23 protein-coding genes are annotated in these 19534 nt (G+C 61.6%); 6 read left to right on the top strand and 17 right to left on the bottom strand.

Annotated elements, in window-relative coordinates:
* Positions 1–32: 32 nt before the first annotated feature.
* From ACQZ5G_RS15445 to ACQZ5G_RS15405, 9 genes are all read right to left on the bottom strand, one after another.
* The gene (locus ACQZ5G_RS15445; protein WP_448736439.1) at positions 33–791 is read right to left on the bottom strand and encodes an iron ABC transporter ATP-binding protein; all 759 of its coding nucleotides are present in this window, start codon (positions 789–791) and stop codon (positions 33–35) included.
* Positions 788–1756, bottom strand: a complete 969-nt coding sequence (locus ACQZ5G_RS15440) for an iron chelate uptake ABC transporter family permease subunit (protein ID WP_448736440.1) — start codon at positions 1754–1756, stop codon at positions 788–790. Before ACQZ5G_RS15440 ends, ACQZ5G_RS15445 begins: the two co-directional genes overlap by 4 nt.
* Positions 1749–2714 (bottom strand): ABC transporter permease, encoded by a 966-nt coding sequence (locus ACQZ5G_RS15435; protein ID WP_065655558.1) that lies wholly within the window; start codon positions 2712–2714, stop codon positions 1749–1751. Before ACQZ5G_RS15435 ends, ACQZ5G_RS15440 begins: the two co-directional genes overlap by 8 nt.
* A gap of 218 nt (positions 2715–2932) precedes the next feature.
* Entirely contained in the window at positions 2933–3871 is a 939-nt protein-coding gene (locus ACQZ5G_RS15430; RefSeq protein WP_078051662.1) for a siderophore ABC transporter substrate-binding protein, read from the bottom strand.
* A gap of 318 nt (positions 3872–4189) precedes the next feature.
* Entirely contained in the window at positions 4190–4447 is a 258-nt protein-coding gene (locus ACQZ5G_RS15425) for a hypothetical protein (protein WP_003522606.1), read from the bottom strand.
* Between the two features lie 128 nt (positions 4448–4575).
* The gene (locus ACQZ5G_RS15420; RefSeq protein ID WP_020809148.1) at positions 4576–6093 is read right to left on the bottom strand and encodes a tripartite tricarboxylate transporter permease; all 1518 of its coding nucleotides are present in this window, start codon (positions 6091–6093) and stop codon (positions 4576–4578) included.
* Positions 6094–6200: 107 nt separating this feature from the next.
* The gene (locus tag ACQZ5G_RS15415; RefSeq protein WP_003522604.1) at positions 6201–6695 is read right to left on the bottom strand and encodes a tripartite tricarboxylate transporter TctB family protein; all 495 of its coding nucleotides are present in this window, start codon (positions 6693–6695) and stop codon (positions 6201–6203) included.
* A complete protein-coding gene (locus ACQZ5G_RS15410; protein WP_003522603.1) occupies positions 6692–7636 on the bottom strand; it encodes a Bug family tripartite tricarboxylate transporter substrate binding protein in 945 nt (314 codons plus the stop codon). The genes ACQZ5G_RS15415 and ACQZ5G_RS15410 overlap by 4 nt, the downstream gene beginning before the upstream one ends.
* Positions 7637–7954: 318 nt before the next feature.
* A complete protein-coding gene (locus ACQZ5G_RS15405) occupies positions 7955–9022 on the bottom strand; it encodes an ABC transporter substrate-binding protein (protein WP_003522602.1) in 1068 nt (355 codons plus the stop codon).
* An 82-nt stretch (positions 9023–9104) separates the two neighbouring features.
* Between ACQZ5G_RS15405 and ACQZ5G_RS15400 the strand changes: the two genes are divergently transcribed.
* Together ACQZ5G_RS15400 and ACQZ5G_RS15395 are read left to right on the top strand one after the other, a co-directional pair.
* Complete coding sequence (locus tag ACQZ5G_RS15400) at positions 9105–9785, top strand: response regulator (RefSeq protein ID WP_003491888.1); 681 nt, start codon at positions 9105–9107, stop codon at positions 9783–9785.
* The gene (locus ACQZ5G_RS15395) at positions 9782–11173 is read left to right on the top strand and encodes a sensor histidine kinase (protein ID WP_003522601.1); all 1392 of its coding nucleotides are present in this window, start codon (positions 9782–9784) and stop codon (positions 11171–11173) included. The genes ACQZ5G_RS15400 and ACQZ5G_RS15395 overlap by 4 nt, the downstream gene beginning before the upstream one ends.
* A 27-nt stretch (positions 11174–11200) precedes the next feature.
* On the opposite strand, the gene purU is transcribed toward ACQZ5G_RS15395, so the two are convergent.
* From purU to ACQZ5G_RS15360, 7 genes are all read right to left on the bottom strand, one after another.
* A complete protein-coding gene (purU, locus tag ACQZ5G_RS15390; RefSeq protein ID WP_003522600.1) occupies positions 11201–12085 on the bottom strand; it encodes a formyltetrahydrofolate deformylase in 885 nt (294 codons plus the stop codon).
* Positions 12086–12303: 218 nt separating this feature from the next.
* The gene (locus ACQZ5G_RS15385; RefSeq protein WP_448736441.1) at positions 12304–13080 is read right to left on the bottom strand and encodes a YbaY family lipoprotein; all 777 of its coding nucleotides are present in this window, start codon (positions 13078–13080) and stop codon (positions 12304–12306) included.
* Between the two features lie 94 nt (positions 13081–13174).
* Entirely contained in the window at positions 13175–13417 is a 243-nt protein-coding gene (locus ACQZ5G_RS15380) for a helix-turn-helix domain-containing protein (protein ID WP_078051666.1), read from the bottom strand.
* A gap of 9 nt (positions 13418–13426) precedes the next feature.
* Positions 13427–13966: a DUF2975 domain-containing protein gene (locus ACQZ5G_RS15375; protein WP_448736442.1), complete on the bottom strand. Its 540-nt coding sequence runs from the start codon at positions 13964–13966 to the stop codon at positions 13427–13429.
* A gap of 128 nt (positions 13967–14094) precedes the next feature.
* Entirely contained in the window at positions 14095–14484 is a 390-nt protein-coding gene (locus ACQZ5G_RS15370; protein WP_448736443.1) for a hypothetical protein, read from the bottom strand.
* Between the two features lie 184 nt (positions 14485–14668).
* Positions 14669–15193 carry a heme utilization cystosolic carrier protein HutX gene (gene hutX, locus ACQZ5G_RS15365; RefSeq protein WP_003522598.1) on the bottom strand — a complete coding sequence of 175 codons (525 nt, stop codon included), beginning with the start codon at positions 15191–15193 and terminating at the stop codon, positions 14669–14671.
* A 9-nt stretch (positions 15194–15202) separates the two neighbouring features.
* Complete coding sequence (locus ACQZ5G_RS15360; protein WP_003522597.1) at positions 15203–15550, bottom strand: antibiotic biosynthesis monooxygenase family protein; 348 nt, start codon at positions 15548–15550, stop codon at positions 15203–15205.
* A gap of 187 nt (positions 15551–15737) precedes the next feature.
* Here ACQZ5G_RS15360 and ACQZ5G_RS15355 point away from each other — a divergent pair, with 187 nt between their 5' ends.
* The 3 genes from ACQZ5G_RS15355 to ACQZ5G_RS15345 are packed head-to-tail and all read left to right on the top strand — an operon-like array spanning position 15738 to position 18495.
* Positions 15738–16631 carry a heme/hemin ABC transporter substrate-binding protein gene (locus ACQZ5G_RS15355; RefSeq protein ID WP_003522596.1) on the top strand — a complete coding sequence of 298 codons (894 nt, stop codon included), beginning with the start codon at positions 15738–15740 and terminating at the stop codon, positions 16629–16631.
* Positions 16628–17716 (top strand): FecCD family ABC transporter permease, encoded by a 1089-nt coding sequence (locus ACQZ5G_RS15350; protein WP_003522595.1) that lies wholly within the window; start codon positions 16628–16630, stop codon positions 17714–17716. The genes ACQZ5G_RS15355 and ACQZ5G_RS15350 overlap by 4 nt, the downstream gene beginning before the upstream one ends.
* Positions 17713–18495, top strand: a complete 783-nt coding sequence (locus ACQZ5G_RS15345) for a heme ABC transporter ATP-binding protein (protein ID WP_003522594.1) — start codon at positions 17713–17715, stop codon at positions 18493–18495. The genes ACQZ5G_RS15350 and ACQZ5G_RS15345 overlap by 4 nt, the downstream gene beginning before the upstream one ends.
* A 16-nt stretch (positions 18496–18511) precedes the next feature.
* Here ACQZ5G_RS15345 and ACQZ5G_RS15340 read toward each other — a convergent pair whose 3' ends face one another.
* Entirely contained in the window at positions 18512–18868 is a 357-nt protein-coding gene (locus ACQZ5G_RS15340; protein ID WP_003522592.1) for a YbaN family protein, read from the bottom strand.
* Between the two features lie 254 nt (positions 18869–19122).
* Here ACQZ5G_RS15340 and ACQZ5G_RS15335 point away from each other — a divergent pair, with 254 nt between their 5' ends.
* The gene (locus tag ACQZ5G_RS15335; RefSeq protein WP_003522591.1) at positions 19123–19518 is read left to right on the top strand and encodes a VOC family protein; all 396 of its coding nucleotides are present in this window, start codon (positions 19123–19125) and stop codon (positions 19516–19518) included.
* Positions 19519–19534 lie beyond the last annotated feature (16 nt).

The following is a 19534-nucleotide window of genomic DNA, read 5'->3' as shown; positions in this document are numbered from 1 at the left end:
TGGGACAGCGAAAATCCTGCACAATCATCATGTCATTCGTAAAACAGGCAGATGCGCCGGCCGTCTATCTCATTGACGCGGATCGGCATGTCATAGATGTCCTTGAGGACATCCGGACGGATGATCTCTTCCGCCGGCCCCTGATGGCAGATGCGGCCTTCGCGCATGGCGATGATGGTGTCGGAATACCAGGAGGCGAAGTTGATGTCGTGCAGCACCAGAACCACGGTCTTCTTCAGCTCGTCAGCGGCGCGGCGCATGATCTTCATCATGCTGGAGGCGTGTTTCATGTCGAGATTGTTGAGCGGCTCGTCGAGCAGCACATAATCCGTATCCTGGCACAGCACCATGGCCACGAAGGCGCGCTGTCGCTGGCCGCCGGAAAGCTCGTCCAGAAACCGGCCGGCAAGGGCTTCGAGGTGCAGATATTCCAGCGCCCGGTCGATATGGACCTTGTCCTCGATGGTGGGCCGGCTCTTGGAATAGGGGTAACGGCCGAAACCGACGAGATCGCGCACCGTCAGGCGCGAAGAGATGTGGTTGTCCTGCCGCAATATGGAGAGCCGCTTGGCCAGCGTATCGGAAGGGGTTTTCGTGACATCCAGACCGTCGACGGTCACTGTTCCGGCATCCATCGACATCAGCCTTGCGACGATGGAAAGCAGGGTCGATTTTCCCGCACCGTTCGGCCCGATGATGGAAGTGACGCCGCCTGCCGGAATGGAGACGGAGACGCCGTCGACGACGAGGCTGTCGCCATAGGATTTGCTGATCTGACTGGCGATGATCATCGCGCCCCCCGCTTCAGAATAAGACCGATAAAGACGATGCCGCCGAGAAATTCGATGATGATCGAGAGCGCCGTATCGAAGGCGAAAACCCGCTCCAGCACCACCTGGCCGCCGACGAGGCAGATCACGGCGATAAGGATTGCCGCCGGCAGCACATAGGCGTGTTTGCCATTGCCGGTAAGATAATGGGCAAGGGCTGCCACCAGCAGGCCGAAGAACATGACCGGGCCGACGAGCGCCGTTGAGACGGCGACCAGCACCGAGACCAGCACGAGGATGATGGTGACCGTGCGCTTATATTCGACCCCGATACTGATGGCCGTTGCGCGGCCGAGCGAGAGGACGTCGAGCGTGTGCATCAGCCTGAGCCCGATGATGGTCACCACGCCGATGATAATGGCGGAGACCGCAAGAAGCGTCGGATCGATGGAATTGAAGCTGGCGAACAGCACATCCTGCAGCACCGTGTATTCATTGGGGTCCAGCACGCGCTGCATGAAGCCCGAGAGGCTGCGGAAGAAGACGCCGAAAACGATGCCGACCAGCACCAGAAGATGCAGGCTGCGTTCCGCGCCCACGAAAAGCCAGCGATAGAGCAGGGCGGAAAAGACGACGAGCAGGCTGGTTTCAGCGAGAAACTTCAGCTGCGGATCGATCATGACGACGGTTGCGGAGCCGAAGACGAAGATCAGCCCGGTCTGCATCAACACGTAAAGCGAATCGAAACCCATGACCGAAGGGGTGAGGATGCGGTTGTTGGTGACCGTCTGGAACAGCACGGTGGAGACCGCGATGGCATAGGCCACCAGCAAGAGCGACAGAAGTTTGATGCCGCGAAACGGCAGCACGAAACTCCAGCTGCCCTTGGCGCCCAGCGTCATGAAGGCGGCCATGGAGATGAGTGCGAATGCCGCAAGCACGAGCAGAACGGTTTTTGCACGCCGGTCAGGATGTCTCTCAGGCATGGTGGCGTTTCCGCAGCAGGAGATAGAGGAACAGCGCGCTGCCGATGACGCCGACCACGGTTCCGATGGGTATCTCGTAAGGCGCACGCACGGTCCGGCCGATGATGTCGCAGGAAAGCACGAAGACCGCGCCGAGCGTCGCCACCCAGGGCACCGAGCGGCGCATATTGTCGCCGATCATCAGGCTGACGACATTCGGCACGATCAGCCCGAGAAAGGGGATCATACCGACGGTGACGACGACGACGGCGCTCACCAGCGAAACGATGGTGAGGCCGAGCGCCATGACCCGGCGATAGTTCAGACCGAGATTGGTGGTGAAGTCGCGGCCCATGCCGGCCACGGTGAAGCGGTCTGCGGCGAGATAGGCGGCGATGGCGAAGAGGAAGCCGACCCACAGCAATTCATAACGGCCGCGCAGCACCCCGGAAAAATCCCCCGTCATCCATGCGCCGAGCGATTGTAGAAGGTCGAAACGATAAGCGAAGAAGGTGGTGACGGCGGAGATGACACCGCCCAGCATGATGCCGATCAGCGGCACCAGCAGCACGTCGCGCAGCGGCACTTGCCGCAGGATACGCAGGAACAGCGCGGTGCCGGCGAGCGCGAAGACGGCGGCCACCAGCATTTTGCCGAAGATCGGCGTATCCGGCGCCAGCAGGGTGACGGTGAGAAGGCCGAGGCCGGCGGATTCGGTGGTGCCCGCCGTCGAAGGTTCCACGAAGCGGTTACGCACCAGCATCTGCATGATGAGCCCGGCAATCGCCATCGAGCTTCCGGCCAGTATCAGCGCCAGCGTGCGCGGAATGCGGCTGACGAGCAACACACGCAGCGCGTCTGCACTCGTGTCCGGTGCGAAAAGCGTTGTGAGCGAAACGTTGCTCACGCCGACGAACAGGCTGGTGATGGCGAGCACCAGAGCCAGAAGAAGGGCAAGGATGAGAGACAGGGATTTCACGTTGGCGGTTTTTCGAAAATGGTGAAAGCTCCCGGCGACCCCGCAGGTTACGGTGAGGCTACAAACCTCTCTCCGTCATCCTCGGTCCCCGGAACAAGCCCAAGGATGTCCCGAGAATCTGCAACCTATTGATTTTACGATACCTTGGTAGATCCTCGGGTCAAGCCCGAGGATGACGTCGCGTGGAGCAGCCTTCAGAAGCGGATGCCTGGAGGCTTTTACGATTTCTTCTCGGAGACGGCCTTGTAGACCTGATCGAGCAGGGTGGAGAGCGCCGTATAACCGCTGCTGACGATATAGGCCGCCTGCGGATCGAGATAAACGATCTGCTTTTTCTTCCAGGCATTGGTCTGGTGCACCAGCTCGTTATCCAGCACCTGCGCGGCTGCTTTGCCCGGATCGGTGGCGCGGCCGATGCCGGCGTCGCGGTCGATCACGAACAGCCATTCGGGGTTGACCTCGGCGAGATATTCGAAGGAGACGACATCGCCGCGGTCGAAACGGTCGTCGATGTCGGCTGCAACCGGCTTGAAGCCGATTTCGGTGTGCAGCCAGCCGGTGCGCGAGCTTGGGCCATAAACGCCGACCTTGCCGGCATTGGTGACGAGGATCATCGCCGTGCCGGAATTGGGTGCGATTTCCTTCAGCTTGGCGACTTTTTCATCGATGGCGGCATCGAGCTTCCTGGCTTCTTCCTGCTTGCCGAAGATATCGCCGAGCTTGGTGATGTTGGCTTTGACGCTGCCGATGAATTCCTTGGAATCCACCGACATGTCGATGGCGGGCGTGATCTTCGCAACGTCCGGATATTTCGCCCGCGAACGGCCGCCGACGATGACCAGATCGGCCTCTGCCGCATTGATCGCCTCATAATCGGGCTCAAACAGCGTACCGACTTTCAGATATTTGCCGTCGGCATATTTCTGCAGATAGGTGGGCAGGTTGGAGCCGACGACACCGGCGGGCTCGACGCCGAGCGCATCGAGATTGTCGAGCGAGGGAATATCGAGAACCAGAACCTTCTTCGGCGCCGCCTTCAGCACGGTCTCACCCTGTGCGTGCTTGATCGTCATTTCTTCGGCACTTGCCGTCATCGCGCCGAGGCTGAAGGCCGCTGCCGCCAGCAGCCGAACGGGGAAGGTGAAGTTGATGGCCACTTATATGTCCCTTGCAATATGGTTCCGAGCCGGCGGAAGCGATCCCACCGGGTTAACTTGATGTTGGCGATCAGCTTTATTGGCAAGGTCGGCGGAAATCAAAATTATGTTTTAGAACGGTTCTGAATTGCCGTGAGCGGGAAATGTGCGGGTGCAAAAGCATGGCCTGCAATCTGTCCGGACGTCATCCTCGGCCTTGTGCCGAGGATCTAATTACGTTGAACAAAATCGACAGGTCGCAGGTCCTCGGCACAAGGCCGAGGATGACGGAAGCACCGTTTTCGCACGCGTCGCTAACCCGGTCTGTGTCCGCACGCCTCAATCCGGCGGCCAGTCGCCGACGATTTCGCGCCTTTCCAGTTTCAGCGACCGGTCCGGTTGCACGCGGTAGGTTTCGATCGCCAGCCGCCCGTCGCCCATGACGAATTCATTGCTGAGCGTGCTACCGATGGGGGATTTGGTGAGTTTGGTGCGCGGCTGTCCGCCATAGGTGATGCTGCCGGGAATGGGCTCGACATCGGGGGCGGTGGTGCAGCCGGCAAGCGCCAGAACCATCATGATCGCGATCGTGCGCATGTCTTTCTCCTGCGGTTGGCGCAATTCTATCATGGGCGGGTGCGCATCACACATCCCCGTTGGCGTGAATAAAAAAGGCCCCGTATCCGGAGATACGGGGCCAGTTGCCTTGGGAGGCTCTTGGTTTCTCAGTCCTCGTTGGCGGCAAGCTGCGTCAGCACCTCGCCACGGCCGCGGATACGCATGATAAGCGGGATGATGAAGGCGGCGGCTGCCACGATGAAGAGGCCAACGGCAATCGGCGAGGTGAACAGCACCGTCGGGTCACCCTGGCCGATGGCAAGAGCGCGGCGCAGCTGCTGTTCCGCAAGCGGGCCGAGGATGAGACCGACGACCGCAGGCGCAATCGGATAACCGAAGATGCGCATGATATAGCCGAGGATACCGAAGGCGAGCAGCATGCCGAGTTCGAAGACCGACGGGTTGGCGCCGATGGTGCCGAGCGTCGCGAACAGCAGAATACCCGCATAAAGCCAGGGCTTCGGAATGGTCAGCAGCTTCACCCAGAGACCGACGAGCGGCAGGTTCAGAACCAGCAGCATCAGGTTGGCGATGAACAGGCTGGCGATCAGGCCCCAGACGAGCTGCGGATTGGTGGCGAACAGCAGCGGGCCGGGCTGAAGGCCATATTGCTGGAAGCCGGCGAGCATGATGGCGGCGGTCGCCGTCGTCGGCAGGCCGAGCGTCAGCAGCGGAACCAGCGTACCGGCGGCGGACGCATTGTTGGCGGCTTCCGGACCGGCCACGCCTTCGATGGCGCCATGGCCGAATTCTTCCGGATATTTGGTCAGCTTCTTTTCGGTGGCATAAGAGAGGAAGGTGCCGATTTCAGCACCGCCCGCCGGCATGGCGCCAATGGGGAAGCCGATCAGCGTGCCGCGCAGCCAGGCTTTCCAGGAACGTGCCCAGTCCTGCGCGCTCATCCAGACGGAGCCTTTCACGGCTTCGACCTTGTCCGGGCCGGTGCTGCCCTGGGCGACGATGAACAGGGTTTCGCCGATGGCGAACATGGCCACCGCAAGCGTCGTTACTTCCACGCCGTCGAGCAGGTCGGGAATGCCGAAGCTCATACGGGTCTGGCCGGTCAGCTGGTCGATGCCGACGATAGCAAGCGCAAAGCCGATGAATAGCGAGGTGAGGCCGCGCAGCGCCGAATCCCCGAAAGCGGAGGAAACGGTGACGAAGGCGAGCACCATCAGCGCGAAATATTCGCGCGGGCCGAAGACCAGCGCCAGCTTGACGATATAGGGCGCGATGAAGGCGAGCGCGATGGTGGCGATAAGGCCGGCGACGAAGGAGCCGATGGCGGCGGTGGCAAGAGCGGGCCCGCCTCTGCCCTTGCGGGCCATCTTGTTGCCTTCGAGCGCGGTCACTATCGAGGCGCTTTCACCCGGCGTGTTGAGCAGGATCGAGGTGGTCGATCCGCCATACATGCCGCCATAATAAATGCCCGCGAACATGATGAGCGAACCGGCGGGATCGAGCCTATAGGTAACGGGCAGAAGCAGCGCCACGGTCAGCGCAGGGCCGATGCCGGGCAGAACGCCGACGGCGGTGCCGAGCGTGACGCCGATCAGCGCATAGAGCAGGTTCATGGGTTGGGCGGCAACCTCAAGACCGTGCAGCAGGAATTCAAAGGTACTCATGGACAGATGTCCCCCAAGTGGACCCGATGGGCGGGCGGAACGGCTGGCATATGCGTCATTGCGCGCCTGCGGTTTCCTGTGATCTCAAATTTTGGTCGGAATGGCTGTTAGAACAACAGCCGTTCCAGAGGCCCGGCGGGCAGCGAAAGCTGCAGCAGCCGCGCGAAGATGAACCAGATGAAGAAGCTCAGGGCGATGCCGATGGGGATCGAATACCAGAGCTTGCGTTTGCCGAAGGCGCGCGCCGTAAAGGCGAAAAGCAGGCCGGTGGCGATGGAAAAACCCGCGACGTTGAGCAGCAACATCTGTGCGGCAAGGCCGGCGACGACCCAGATAACCGGGGCGATTTCCTGTTTGTCGCGTTCTGGAAAATCACCGCGCCAGGCCTCGATGGCTGTCCACAGCGCCAGGCCGACGAGACAGAAGCCGATGGCATAAGGCACGGTTGCCGGGCCGACCGGCGAATAACCGGTGACGCTGGCGAGACGCGCGCTGTCCCAGAAGATCACGCAAGCGATGATGACGAGGAAGATGGCGATCGCCAGCGCCGCCCAATCAGGACGGCGCTTTTGATGCTGCGAAGGGTTGGAACCCTGGCTCATTTTACCAGTCCGATGTCTTTGAGGATGGCGGCGGTGGCGTCGGTATCCTTGGCGAGCTGCGCCTTGAATTCGTCACCGGCGAGATAGGTGTCCATCCAGCTCTTGGTCTTCAGGGTTTCCTGCCACTTGGCGGACTTTACCAGCTTTTCGATGTCGGCATTGACGGCCTTTTCCTGCTCCGGCGTCAGGCCGGGAGGAGCAGCGACCATGCGCCAGTTCTGGACGACGACATCGAGACCGCTTTCCTTCAGCGTCGGCGCATCGACGCCTTCCAGCTTCTCTTCGCTGGAAACCGCGAGCAGGCGCAGCGTGCCGGCCTTTACCTGGCTTTCGAATTCGCCGTAGCTCGAAATACCGGCCGTCACCTGCGAGCCGAGGATCGAGGCAAGCGCTTCGCCACCGCCGGAATAAGCGATGTAGTTGATCTTGGTCGGATCGACGCCGGCTGCCTTGGCGATCAGGCCAACGGCGATATGGTCGGTGCCGCCGGCAGAGCCGCCGCCCCAGGAAACGCTGCCCGGGTCTTTCTTGAGCTGGTCGACGAGATCGCCGATGGTCTTCAGCGGCGAGGATGCCGGAACGACGATGGCTTCATATTCGCCGGTCAGGCGGGCGATCGGCGTCACTTCATTGAGGGTGACAGGCGACTTGTTGGTGAGGATCGCGCCGACCATCACGTAACCGCCGACGATGAGGGCGTTCGGGTTGCCCTTCTGCTGGCTGGCGAATTGTGCAAGACCGATGGTGCCGCCGGCGCCCGGTACGTTCTGCACCTGAACGCTCTTGGAAATGCCTTCTTCCTGCAGCACGGTCTGCAGGGAGCGCGCGGTCTGGTCCCAGCCGCCGCCGGGATTTGCCGGGGCGATGATGGTGTAATCCGCTGCAACCGCCGGAAGCGCGATCACGCCCGCCAGGAATGTGCCGATAAGAAAATGCTTCACTTGGAAAACCCTCCTCAGGATGCCCTTTTGGGCGTCGTTTTTCGTTTATGCGGGGGCTTTTCGGACGCGTCTGCGCCGGCGCTGAATGCTCAGCGTGGGGCCTTGGCAATCCTGGATTTCCTCCCGCATCTTCTTCCGCCTCCACGGAATGAAGAAGAATTGCAGAGCATCACAGAAAGCTGTCATCTAACTGACGCTACGCAAGTCCTTGCGCATTTACTCTCTATTAATTTGTATCGGACGTCTACTGTGGCGTGTGGGTGGCGCTTTCAAAGCTCGCCGCTCCCTCATCCCTGTGGATGGTGGGCGCGCTCAAACCTACTGCGACCGCAACGCCTCGTTCCAGCGCTCGATCAGGCGGCTGCGCTTGACCTGGTCCAGATAGACCATCAGGCCGGGGCTGACGGGCACGGGGCGCAATTGTGCGCCGTGGATGGCCTGCATGGTGTTGGCGGTGTTTTCACCCGCCACTTCCGGGCTGACGGCGGGGATCTGCAACTGGCGGGCCATGATCGTCTGGCCTTCCTTCGACATGAAGAATTCGAGATAACGACGGCCGAGCGCGGGATTGGCGGCGGCTTCCGGCACCAGACCGATGCGCGACATGACAACGGTATAGTCTTTCGGCAGCACGATGCCGACATCGGGGTGGCGCGAGGCCCAGTCGGCCGCATAGGAGCCGAGAATATTGTAGCCCAGCACGAAGCGCCCGTCGGAAACGCGTTCCAGAATGGCCGAGGAAGTGGAATAGACCTTCACGCCCGCCGCGCCCATGGCCTTGATGACGTTCCATATATCGCCGAACTGCTCCTGATCGCGCGACATGAACAGGAAGCCGACGCCGGAGCGTTCGATGTCGTAGGTGGCGATGCGGCCATGCACTTGCCTGGCGTGGCGTTCGAGATAATCGACGAATTCGGCGCGGCTGGCTGGCGGTTCTTCGGTGGTGAAGCTCGGCTTGTGATAAACGAAAACCGCCGGCTCGAAGGTCAGCGCATAGGCGGTGTTGCGCCAGTTCGCCCAGGCGGGCCAGCGGGCGCTCATGGCGAGATCCGAGCGCTGGGCATAACCGTCATTGCTCAGTTTCACCTGCAAATCCATGGCGGAGGAAAAGGCGAAATCGGCGGTTCTTTTGCCCGCATCGGTTTCTTTGACGATGCGGTCGTAAATCTCGCCGGTCAGCATATCCTCATAATGGACGGCGATATCGGGATTGGCCTTCTGGAAGCCCTCGATCATCGGTGTCGCCAGCGGTTCGTCCAGCGAGGAATAGACCACCAGCGTTTCGGCATCCGCCTTGCCGGAGGGTGCCGGAAAGATGGCGACTTGCGCAAGCGCCGGCGAGGCCGTGCAAAGACAGAGAGAGAGGAGAAGGCAGATACGCATGGAAAAGATCATGCAGCAGGCGCTGGCCATTCACAAGCGGTAAGGGTCTGGTTAAACTCGGCAATGCTGTGGGAGGGAAGATTTGCGTATTTTGCTGGTCGAGGACAATCAGGTGCTGTCGGAGGGGCTGTCGGCGCTGCTGCGCGGCAGCGGTTATGCCGTGGATGTGGTGTCCGATGGCGCTTCCGCCGATGCGGCGATTGCGGCGGAAAGTTTCGATCTGGTCATTCTCGATCTCAACCTGCCGGAAATGGACGGTATCGAGGTGCTGCGCTCCATGCGCTCGCGCCAGGACAAGGCGGCGGTGCTGATCCTGACGGCGCGCGGCACGCCGGAGGAAAAGGTCAAGGGGCTCGATCTCGGCGCCGACGACTACATGATCAAGCCTTTTGACATCACCGAATTCGAGGCGAGGGTGCGGGTGCTGCTGCGCCGCAATGCCGGGCTGCGCTCCTCGGCGCTGAGTTTCGGCAAGGTGCTGTTCGATCTCAATTCCCGGACCTTTTCGGCGGATGGGCGTCCGCTCGATATTCCGGCGCGCGAGGTGGCGCTGCTCGAAGTGCTGTTCATGCGGGCCGGCAAGGTCGTCGCCAAGGAAGCCATCGTGCAGTCGCTGACCGGCTTCGACGACGATATTTCCGCCAATGCCATCGAGCAATATGTCAGCCGCCTGCGCAAGCGGCTCGCGCCCCACGGGTTGACGGTGAAGACGGCGCGCGGTATCGGTTATTACCTCGAAAAGCTGCCGGAGATGGCTGAATGAGACAGGCCGCCTATTCGCTCAGGCGGCGACTTTTAGGCTGGCTTCTCATTTCCACCGCCATTATCGGTTGTGTTGCGCTGACCGATACCTGGCGCGAGGCGGTCAATACCGCCAATGTCGTTTCGGACCGGGTACTATCAGGTTCCGCACTTGCCATTGCCGAGCGGGTGGTGGTGGCAGAAGACGGCTCGCTGGAAGTCGATATTCCCTATGTCGCACTGGAAATGCTGACCTCGGCCGCACAGGACCGGGTGTTTTACCGTGTCGACGGACCGAACGGGCAATTCCTCACCGGTTACCAGAACCTGCCGACGGTGGAGAACCCGAAGGGCGATACCCCCGCCTATCGCGATGCCGTGTTCCGCGATGAACCGATCCGCATCGCCGCCATCCGCCGTTTCGCTTCCACCGGCATCAATTCCGTGCCCTTTTCCGTAACGGTCGCCGAAACCACCATTGCCCGCAGCCAGCTGGCGCAGGCGATCATCCTGCGCTCTGCGCTGCGCCTGCTGTTGATGATTGTGGGGGCGGCGATCATCGTCTGGATCGCGGTGACGATTTCGCTCAGACCGCTTTACCGGCTCAGCGAAGCCATTGCCGAGCGCAGCCCGAATGACCTGCACCCCATCCGCCAATCCGTGCCGGTGGAGGTGGAGAACCTGGTGGAAACGGTCAATTCCTTCATGGTGCGGCTGCAATCGGCGCTCGATGCGCTCCGCCATTTTACCGGCAATGCCAGCCACCAGCTGCGCACGCCGCTTGCCATCATCAGCACCCAGCTTGCGCTTTCAGCCCGTGCGGGAAGTTTAGAGGAAGCGCAGGCGGCGGCGCTGAAGGGGGGCGCGTCCGTGGCCCATGCCGAACATATCCTCGCCCAGCTGCTGCGCATGGCCAATATTGATGCCGCCGGCTCCAGCGAAAAACATGATTTTTCCGCGATCGATCTCGTGGCGGTGGCGCAGAATGTGACAGCCGATTTCGTGCCGCGTGCGGCCGAAGCCGGCATCGATCTCGGTTTCGAAGGCGAGGGCGAGGTCACCATTGCCGCCGAGCCGCTCCTGATCGGCGAACTGATAGGCAATCTCGTTTCCAATGCCATCAATTATGCCGGTCGCGGTGCGGAAGTCACAGTCCGCGTCGGCAGGCAGGCGGGTGAGGTCTGGCTGGAAGTGGAAGATAACGGCCCCGGCATTCCTCCGGAAAAACGCGCCATGGTGCGCCAGCGCTTTGCCCGCGGCGAAGCCAACGCCGCCCCCGGCGCCGGCCTCGGCCTTGCCATCATCGAAGAGATCGCCGGGCTGTTCGGCGGGCGGCTGACGCTGGAGGATGGCGCGGAGGGGTGTGGGCTCAAGGCGCGGGTGGTGTTCGGTGGGAGGGGGAACGCTTAAGGATAGTGTTGCCCAGACCGCCGGTGCTTACCCCATCCGCTCGGAAGCATAACTTCCCGGGCTTGGCGGGAAGACGACGGTGCGGTTGCCGTTGATGAAGGTGCGGTGGTGGATATGGGCGTGGATGGCGCGGGCCAGCACCTGGCTTTCGACATCGCGGCCGAGCGAGACATAATCGTCAGCGCTCTGTGCGTGGGTGATACGCACCGTGTCCTGCTCGATGATCGGGCCTTCGTCGAGATCGGCGGTGACGTAATGGGCCGTGGCACCGATCAGCTTCACGCCGCGCTCATAGGCCTGCTTGTAGGGGTTGGCGCCCTTGAAGGAGGGCAGGAAGGAATGGTGGATGTTGATGATTTTGCCAGACATCTTCCGGCACATATCGTCGGACAGAACCTGCATGTAGCGCGCCAGCACGACGAGTTCCGTGCCGCTGGTCTCGATCAGGTCCATCAGCTGGGCTTCGGCTTTGGGTTTATTCTCCTTCGTCACCCTGATGTGGTGGAAGGGAATGTCGTGGTTGACGACGACCTTCTGGTAATCGAAATGGTTGGAGACGACACCGACGATGTCGATCGGCAATGCGCCGATCTTCCAGCGATAGAGCAGGTCGTTGAGGCAATGGCCGAAACGGGAGACCATCAACAGCGTCTTCATGCGCTGGCCGTCCGGATAGATATCCGCCTCCATGCCGAATTTTTCTGCCACCGGCTTGAAGCCGTCGGTGATGGCCTCAAGCGTGGCGCCTTCTTCGGAGATGAAGGAGACGCGCATGAAGAACTTGCTGGTCTCGAGGTCGTCGAACTGCGAACTGTCGACGATGTTGCAGCCTTTTTCCGCCAGATAACCGGAAATCGCAGCCACAATGCCACGGGTCGATTTGCAGGCTACGGTCAGAACATAGGATGTCATTCGTTTTCCCTCAAAGACGTCGCGCCGGCATCAACCGGCGCAGTTCGGCGCGTTCCATAGCGCAGCTCCGCGGCGGAGCAAAGCGTCAAGACGAACGCAGCCAAAGTCATAGGGCGGGAAAGGGCAGCGCGCCGTGCCGGAAGCGACATGGAATGTTCCATGGCCAGCACGGTTTGGGCCAGCACGGCGACGCAGGGTGTTGCGGCAGGTTGCCGGCCTCAGGCGCGGCGCAGGCGCATCGCCGTGCGGCCGCGACCGTCGAGCAGTTCGAGCGTGCCCCGGCGCGGCTCCAGCCTGAACGAGCGGGCGCCTTCCAGCGCTTCGATGAACTGCCGTTCCTGGCGCATGATGTCAGGCGCGCAGGCCATCTGGGTGGAAATCATCCGGCCGAAATCGACGCGGTTGCGGCTGATCTTCACCTCGCCGCCGATACCGTTGCAGCCGGCATTGCCGGAAACGCGGCCCTCGCGGGTAATTTCCAGCGTCGCCTGACGACGGCCGCGAACCCGCTCGCCACGGATGTCGTGCACCAGCCAGCGCCCATCAATACCGGCTTCCGGCTCCGGCCGGCCCGGACCCGCGCCGACGCGCTCCAGTACCAGATCGGTATCGTCGCGACCGCCGGTCAGCACCGAATAACGGCGGGTGGTGGTGAAGAGCAGCCGGTCGCGGTCGCGGATTTCGGCGCTCAGCGCATAGGAGCGGCGGCCACGGATGTCGCGGTCATCATAACGGAGCACGAAGGGCACCGGCACCTGGCCACGGGGGCGAATGGTGGTTTCGGCAATCGTCTGCGAGGGTGCATCCGCCAGCGAAACGTCGATCAGGCGCACCGTAACGGTCGCGCCCGGCGGTAAAGCGATGCGCTCGCGATAGGAAACGCTGCCGCGCAGGCTTGCCGGTGCGGCAGCCGCACCGCCCGCCGCAAAAAGCGGCGCAAGCGCAACAAGCCCGGCGAAACTGCGGCGCGAAAGAAGAGGTTGGCGGTTGGTCATGGTGCTTGCTCCGTGCTGGTTCCGTTCGAATTTCAGCGGATGATAAAAAACGGCACTGAACGGGCGATGAACCGAAGGGGGCTGCCTGTCGCCTTCAGACTTCGCCCGCGGCATCATTCGCGACGGCAGAGGGGCCATGCCTGTATTCGAGAAGGTCGCCGGGCTGGCAGTCCAGCACGTCGCAAATCTTTTCGAGGGTCTCGAAGCGCACGCCTTTCGCCCTTCCGGCTTTCAGGATCGAAAGGTTCTGTTCCGTAATGCCGATACGCGCTGCGAGTTCCTTTGATCGCATCTTCCGTTTTGCAAGCATGACATCCAGATTGACGATGATCGGCACGGGCGTTTCCTAGATGAATTCGCGGTTTTCATCGGCGATGCGCGTCGCTTCTCCCAGCACCCAGCCAACGACGATCATCAGCCCGCCCGCAAAGCCTACGAGCATCTGCGTGCTCTCAAAAGAAAAGGAGATGCTCGGAACAGGATTGCCCATCGTCAGCAGAAAGGAAGCGAAGCCGGTCATGATGATCTGCGCCGGCAGAATGGCGGCGAGTGCTACGCCAATGCGTATCATCGCTTTACCGGAGGCCGGCATAAAGACTTCGCCCCTTTCGAAAAGGCGGAACAGATGGATGGCGAACCAGAGGGCGCAGAGCGCGGCCACAAGCGGCAGAAGCCCGATGATAAAACCCGTAATACGAACGAAGTCCGTCAGGCGGTAAGGGGTGGCGGGCGGCAGGATCTGGTCTTCGATCACCGTCCGCAGGGTTTCCGCATCGGCCCATATGGCGGCGTAACCGGCCACGAGAAGGCCCGCAAGCAGGAAGGCGAGCCAAATCAGGATACGGCTGACACGGCCGATGCGGCGGCTGACGGATGGGTCGGTCATCAGTGATCCCGAAGTTCCTGTTCTTTCAATTCATGTAAGGCGATAAATTTATAACGTCAATCGAGGTCAGATACCGGCGGGTTGCACGCTGCATCCCACCGGCACAGATAAAGGCAAAGGCGAAGATGTCAGGGAGCTTCCATATCGATATTGGCGATCTGACCCCGCGCGTTGAGAATGAGCGACCAGAGCATCTGGCCTTTTTCGAAGGTGACCTTGAATTTGTGAAGGTCTCCCGCCTCGGTCGCCTGTCTTCCGAGATATTGCATCGCCGTTACCTTGCCACGGCGTTTGATTTCGCCCGAAACCGCTCCGGCATTGGCCCGGACATCGGCGACGATGTCATCTTCGAAGCGCGAGAGATTGAGGTTGCCGCTACGCGCCTCCTCAAGAACGGTTCTGAGAGTACGTTCTGCCGCGACAGGGTCCTGACCGCCCGCTGCCTGCGCGGGGAGTAAGACGAAGCAGGTCTGCAGCAACACGCTCGCCATGGCGGCGGTGAATAATTTCTTCATCATCGAAATTCCTTTTTCAAATGACGGCTGGATCGGCCGACGGCGGCCAATCTCGATCAGGAATATCGATTTTACAAGATTTTTTATCGTTAAACGATAATTATTTGCTCCGAAGCGGGTTTCTCGTATCGTCGGATAACGTCCGAAGGAAGGGCCGCCACTCTCGATGTGGCAGCCCTGCGCCCACTCAGCCGCGGAAACCGTCCCGCAGCGCTTCGAACTTCGCCAGCTGCCCGGCCAGCAGTTCCTTGTTCTCGTCGCGGCGGACGAAAATCTTGAACATGGCGCTGCCGGCGGCGTTCATGAACCAGACGGAGCAGGAGCGGCGGCCGTGGAAGCCGCGATCGACGAAGGTGATGCCGGCGCAATTGTCCTTCTTGATGTGACCGCCGATGGGGCTGTCGCCATGGATGTTGAACCAGCCGTGGCTTTCGCTGCCTTCCGGCAGGTGGCCCGGCACTTCGAACACGATATCGCCGGTCTGCACGATCATCAGGACTTCGCCCCAGCCGCGCATCTCGTTCCAGATGGCGTCGAAGCGGTCGGCGGCAGCGGAAACGGCGGCACCTTCCGGCAGGATCGCCAGAATTTCGGCCGGCGTCACCTCGGCCTTGGCGGCGATGGCCTCCACGATGCCATCGGGCTTTTCGGCGAGCGCAGCGGCGGCGCGGGCCCGCCTGTCGTCGTCGGTCTTTTGGGCTGCAATGCTCATCGGGCGGCCTCAGGCGGCAATCGAACGGCGTTCGCCATTCTTGTCTTCATGGATGATGACGTCGAAGCCTTCGAAATGCGGGCCGGAGAGATATTCCACCTTGCCGCGATTTTCGCCGGCCTTGGCGTGGGCGGCGCGGAACTGTTCGGACTTCGTCCAGGCGAGGAAATCGTCCTTGGTGGCCCAGACGGTGTGCGAGGCATAAAGCGTGTGGTCATCCGCCTTCGGGCCTTTCAGCATGTGAAATTCGATGTAGCCCGGCAATTCGCTCAGATGCGATTTGCGCTCGCGCCAGATGGATTCGAAGGTTTCCTCATAACCCGGCACGACACGAAAGCGGTTCATTGCGATAAACATGAAATTCTCCCTTTAAGTTTCCAGTTTGAGTCAGGATATCCAGCCGCAGGGAGGTTGGAAAGGGGTTCACGACAAAGCGAACAAATTTACTCCACTTATCGATTGCACCGCCCATAAACATGTGTAAAGAACTCAAGATTAATTGGCGCGGGCTAAGCCCCGCCGGGTCGTGTTTCAGGATAGCGCCATGTTGAATTCCCGCCTTCGTTCCTTCGTTTTCGCCGCCCTCGTGCCCGCCGCAATCGCCTTTGCCGCACCTGCCGCCATGGCTTCGGACAAGGGCAATCCGGAAGCGAAACGCATCGTCGCGGTGGGCGGCACGGTCACCGAAATCCTTTATGCGCTGGGCGCAGGAGACCGCGTGGTTGCGCGTGACAGCACCAGCAGCTATCCGGCCGATGCATTTGCCAAGCCGGATATCGGTTACATGCGGGCGCTCTCGTCCGAAGGCATCCTGTCGCAGAAGCCCGATCTCATCCTTTCCGAAGACGGGTCCGGCCCGGCCGATGTCATCGCCATCCTGAAGGCAAGTGCGGTGCCTTTCGTCACCGTCGATACGCCGCCGAGCGGCGATGCCATCCCCAAAAAGATCGAGGATATCGGCGCGGCAGTCGGTCTTTCTGACAAGGCGAAGGCGCTGGCTGCCGAGACCAAGGCCGGGCTCGATGCGCTCGCCAAAGATGTCGCCGCCGTCCCGGAAAAGGGCAGGAAGCGGGTTCTCTTCGTGCTTTCCACCGCCGGCGGCCGCATCATGGCGGCGGGCAAGGATACCGAAGCGGCCGCGATCATCGAAATGGCGGGCGGCATCAATGCGGCTCAGGAGATCAATGGTTACAAGCCGCTGACGGATGAGGCGGTCATTGCCGCAGCACCCGATTTGGTGCTGACCATGGCGCGCGGCGATCATGCCGCCAAGGCGGAAGAGATCTTCGCGCTGCCGGCCTTCCAGTCCACGCCGGCCGCCGCCAGCAAGGCGCTCATCAGCATGGATGGGCTTTATCTCATCGGTTTTGGCCCGCGCACGCCCGCTGCGGGCCGCGAGCTGGCAGCCAAGCTCTATCCTGAGGTGGTGAAGCCGTGAGCCTTGCCGCCTTGGGTTCCGCTGAAGGCAGGGTTGCGGGCGACAGATCCCGCCAGGGGGTCGTCACCCTCGCCGTGCTCGTCGGCATCCTGCTTTTTGCCTGTGGCGTGTCGCTGGTCAGCGGACCCACGGGCGTTGGCATGTCCGAACTCTGGGCTTATTTCACTGGCGGCGCGGATCAGCTCGATGCGCGCGACAGGGTCATTCTCGAGGCGGTTCGTCTGCCGCGCACGGCGCTCGGCATGTTGATCGGCGCGGGGCTTGCCGTTTCGGGGGCGATGATGCAGGGCCTGTTCCGCAATCCGCTGGCCGATCCCGGCATTGTCGGCGTCACCTCGGGTGCGGCGCTGTTTGCGGTCGCGGCCATTTCTCTCGGGGAGGGTGCGCTTGCCACCGTCGCCGTGTTTTTCGGCCCGCATTTTCTGCCGCTGATGGCGTTTTTCGGCGGCTTGTTGAACACCTGGGTACTTTACCTGATCGCCACGAAGGATGGCGCCACCTCCACCACCACACTCATTCTGGCCGGCATTGCGGTGGCGGCGATCAGCGGTGCTTTGACGGGGCTGATGATTTTCATGGCCGATGACCGGGCGCTGCGTGACATTACCTTCTGGTCGCTCGGTTCGCTTGGCGGAGCCACGCCCGCCAAGGTGCTCGCCACCTTGCCCTTCATCGTCATCGTGCTTGCCTTCATTCCCTTCGTTGCGCGCGGGCTGGATGCGCTCATTCTCGGCGATGCCGCCGCCTTTCACATGGGCATTCCGGTGCAGCGGCTGAAGCGGATCGTCATTCTGGCCGTTGCCGCCGCCTGCGGGGCAAGCGTGGCGGCGGCCGGCTCCATCGGTTTTGTCGGCATCGTCGTGCCGCATCTTCTGCGGCTCGCCATCGGCCCGTCGCACCGCTTCCTGTTGCCAGCCTCCGCACTCGGCGGGGCAGCACTTCTGCTTCTGGCCGATAGTTTCGCCCGCACCGTCGCGTCACCGGCGGAACTGCCCATCGGCGTCGTCACGGCGCTCATCGGCGCGCCGGTCTTCCTGTTCCTGCTATTGGGACGCGGCGGTTTTTCCATGCGGAACATGTCATGATCCGGGCCGAAAACCTCACCGTCATCCGCTCCGGCCGCCGGCTTCTCGATGCGGTCAGCGTCGATCTGAAGCCCGGCAAGGTCAACGTCATCATCGGCCCCAACGGTGCGGGCAAATCCACGCTGATGAAGGTTCTCTCGGGCGAGATGCGCGCCGAGGGCGGTTCGGTGACCTATAACGACATCGGCCTGCCGGCCTTCACGCCGGTCCAGCTCGCCCGTCTCAGGGCGGTGCTGCCGCAGAGCACCCAGCTTGCTTTCCCTTTCACCGCGCTCGAAATCGTGCGGATGGGGGCTGTCGCACAGGGGTCGCGCGCGCCGGAAGAGCAGGCACGCCGCGCGCTCGCCAGGGCCGGGCTGCGCGGTTTCGAGCAGCGGTCCTACAACATGCTCTCCGGCGGCGAGCAGCAGCGGGTGCAGTTTGCCCGGGCGCTGGCGCAGGTGCCGAACCCGATGGAAAATGGCGAAGCGCGGGCGCTCTTCCTCGACGAGCCCACCGCAAGTCTCGATATCGGCCACCAGATCGCCGTGCTGGAAACGGCGCGCGATTTTGCAAGCGGCGGCGGGTTGGTGCTCGCCATCCTGCACGATCTCAATCTTGCGGCGGAATTTGCCGATCAACTTATCGTCATGCATGGCGGCCGGGTGACGGCGAGCGGCCCCTCGCTGGAAACGATCAGCGACGAGACGATTGCAAGGGTCTATGGCATTGGCGGTGTCGTCGGCCGGCTGCCGGCGCGGCATATTCCTTACGTGCTGCCGCAGTCGCGCCACCGTTAAGGACCTGTCCTTCGTCTCAGCTGTCCGGCCGGGTGGCGATGAAGAGCGCAGAGCCGAGCATGACGGTGGCGACGATGGCGGCCCGCAGCGGCGGCGGCTCGCTCAGAAACCAGAAAGCGGCGTAACTGACGGACATGGCAGAAAGTGCTGCGACCTTGGCATTGCGGGCGATTGCGCCGCGTTCGCGCCATCGCCGCAGCGAAGGGCCGAATCTGGGGTGGGCCAGCAGCCATGCCTCGAGTCTTGGCGAGGAGCGGGAAAAACACCAGAGCGCCAGAAGCAGGAACGGCGTGGTGGGCAAAACGGGAAGAAACGCGCCGACAATGCCGGTCGCGACCATAAGCCAGCCAAGACAGAGGTATAAAAGGCGCATGCCTAGCCGGTATCATGAGTTCACCACTCAGGATAGAGCGGCAGAGCCAAAACCCTGCGGTCTCGTTGCCGCAGGTCCCAACCGCACCGAAAAAACTAAGAGGTTTTTGCCATCACATTTGCCGTGATCGGGCCGTTACGTCCTGTCGCAGAGTGCCTTTAGGGTTGAAAGCGAAGCACGCAGTCTTTATCCCCTTGGGCCGCGATGCCCGGAGCATAACCGGGCCGTCAAAGGTTAAGAAGAAGGAAAACACCATGGCCAAGCTGATCCACTCGATGGTCCGGGTGCTGGACGAAAAGCGTTCGGTGGAATTTTACAAACAGGCTTTCGGGCTTGAAGTGGCGGAACGCGCCGAGTTCGAGAATTTCACGCTGATCTATCTCAGCAATGCCGAGGGCGATTTCGAGCTGGAACTGACCGTCAACCGGGGTCGCGAAGTGCCCTATGCGCTGGGCGACGGTTATGGTCACCTTGCGGTCAGCGTGGCCGATGTGGATGGCGAGCATCAGCGCTTCACCGAGATCGGCCTTTCCCCCGGAAAAATCATCGAGGCCGATTATAAGGGCCAGCCTTTCGCGAAATACTTTTTCATCTGCGATCCGGACGGTTACAAGATCGAAGTGCTGCAACGCGGCAACCGGTTCAAATAAGCGCGATTATGGGAGA

This window comes from Agrobacterium sp. 22-214-1 (assembly GCF_053522465.1).
Note: the sequence above shows the minus strand (reverse complement) of the source record. Positions and strands in the feature narration are given on the sequence as shown.

Coding starts and splice junctions, on each gene's coding strand:
- ACQZ5G_RS15445 (WP_448736439.1), bottom strand. CDS start 791: ATGATCATCGCCAGTCAGATCAGCAAATCCTATGGCGACAGCCTCGTC.
- ACQZ5G_RS15440 (WP_448736440.1), bottom strand. CDS start 1,756: ATGCCTGAGAGACATCCTGACCGGCGTGCAAAAACCGTTCTGCTCGTG.
- ACQZ5G_RS15425 (WP_003522606.1), bottom strand. CDS start 4,447: ATGCGCACGATCGCGATCATGATGGTTCTGGCGCTTGCCGGCTGCACC.
- ACQZ5G_RS15420 (WP_020809148.1), bottom strand. CDS start 6,093: ATGAGTACCTTTGAATTCCTGCTGCACGGTCTTGAGGTTGCCGCCCAA.
- ACQZ5G_RS15415 (WP_003522604.1), bottom strand. CDS start 6,695: ATGAGCCAGGGTTCCAACCCTTCGCAGCATCAAAAGCGCCGTCCTGAT.
- ACQZ5G_RS15405 (WP_003522602.1), bottom strand. CDS start 9,022: ATGCGTATCTGCCTTCTCCTCTCTCTCTGTCTTTGCACGGCCTCGCCG.
- ACQZ5G_RS15395 (WP_003522601.1), top strand. CDS start 9,782: ATGAGACAGGCCGCCTATTCGCTCAGGCGGCGACTTTTAGGCTGGCTT.
- purU (WP_003522600.1), bottom strand. CDS start 12,085: ATGACATCCTATGTTCTGACCGTAGCCTGCAAATCGACCCGTGGCATT.
- ACQZ5G_RS15385 (WP_448736441.1), bottom strand. CDS start 13,080: ATGACCAACCGCCAACCTCTTCTTTCGCGCCGCAGTTTCGCCGGGCTT.
- ACQZ5G_RS15375 (WP_448736442.1), bottom strand. CDS start 13,966: ATGACCGACCCATCCGTCAGCCGCCGCATCGGCCGTGTCAGCCGTATC.
- ACQZ5G_RS15370 (WP_448736443.1), bottom strand. CDS start 14,484: ATGATGAAGAAATTATTCACCGCCGCCATGGCGAGCGTGTTGCTGCAG.
- hutX (WP_003522598.1), bottom strand. CDS start 15,193: ATGAGCATTGCAGCCCAAAAGACCGACGACGACAGGCGGGCCCGCGCC.
- ACQZ5G_RS15360 (WP_003522597.1), bottom strand. CDS start 15,550: ATGTTTATCGCAATGAACCGCTTTCGTGTCGTGCCGGGTTATGAGGAA.
- ACQZ5G_RS15355 (WP_003522596.1), top strand. CDS start 15,738: ATGTTGAATTCCCGCCTTCGTTCCTTCGTTTTCGCCGCCCTCGTGCCC.
- ACQZ5G_RS15345 (WP_003522594.1), top strand. CDS start 17,713: ATGATCCGGGCCGAAAACCTCACCGTCATCCGCTCCGGCCGCCGGCTT.
- ACQZ5G_RS15340 (WP_003522592.1), bottom strand. CDS start 18,868: ATGCGCCTTTTATACCTCTGTCTTGGCTGGCTTATGGTCGCGACCGGC.
- ACQZ5G_RS15335 (WP_003522591.1), top strand. CDS start 19,123: ATGGCCAAGCTGATCCACTCGATGGTCCGGGTGCTGGACGAAAAGCGT.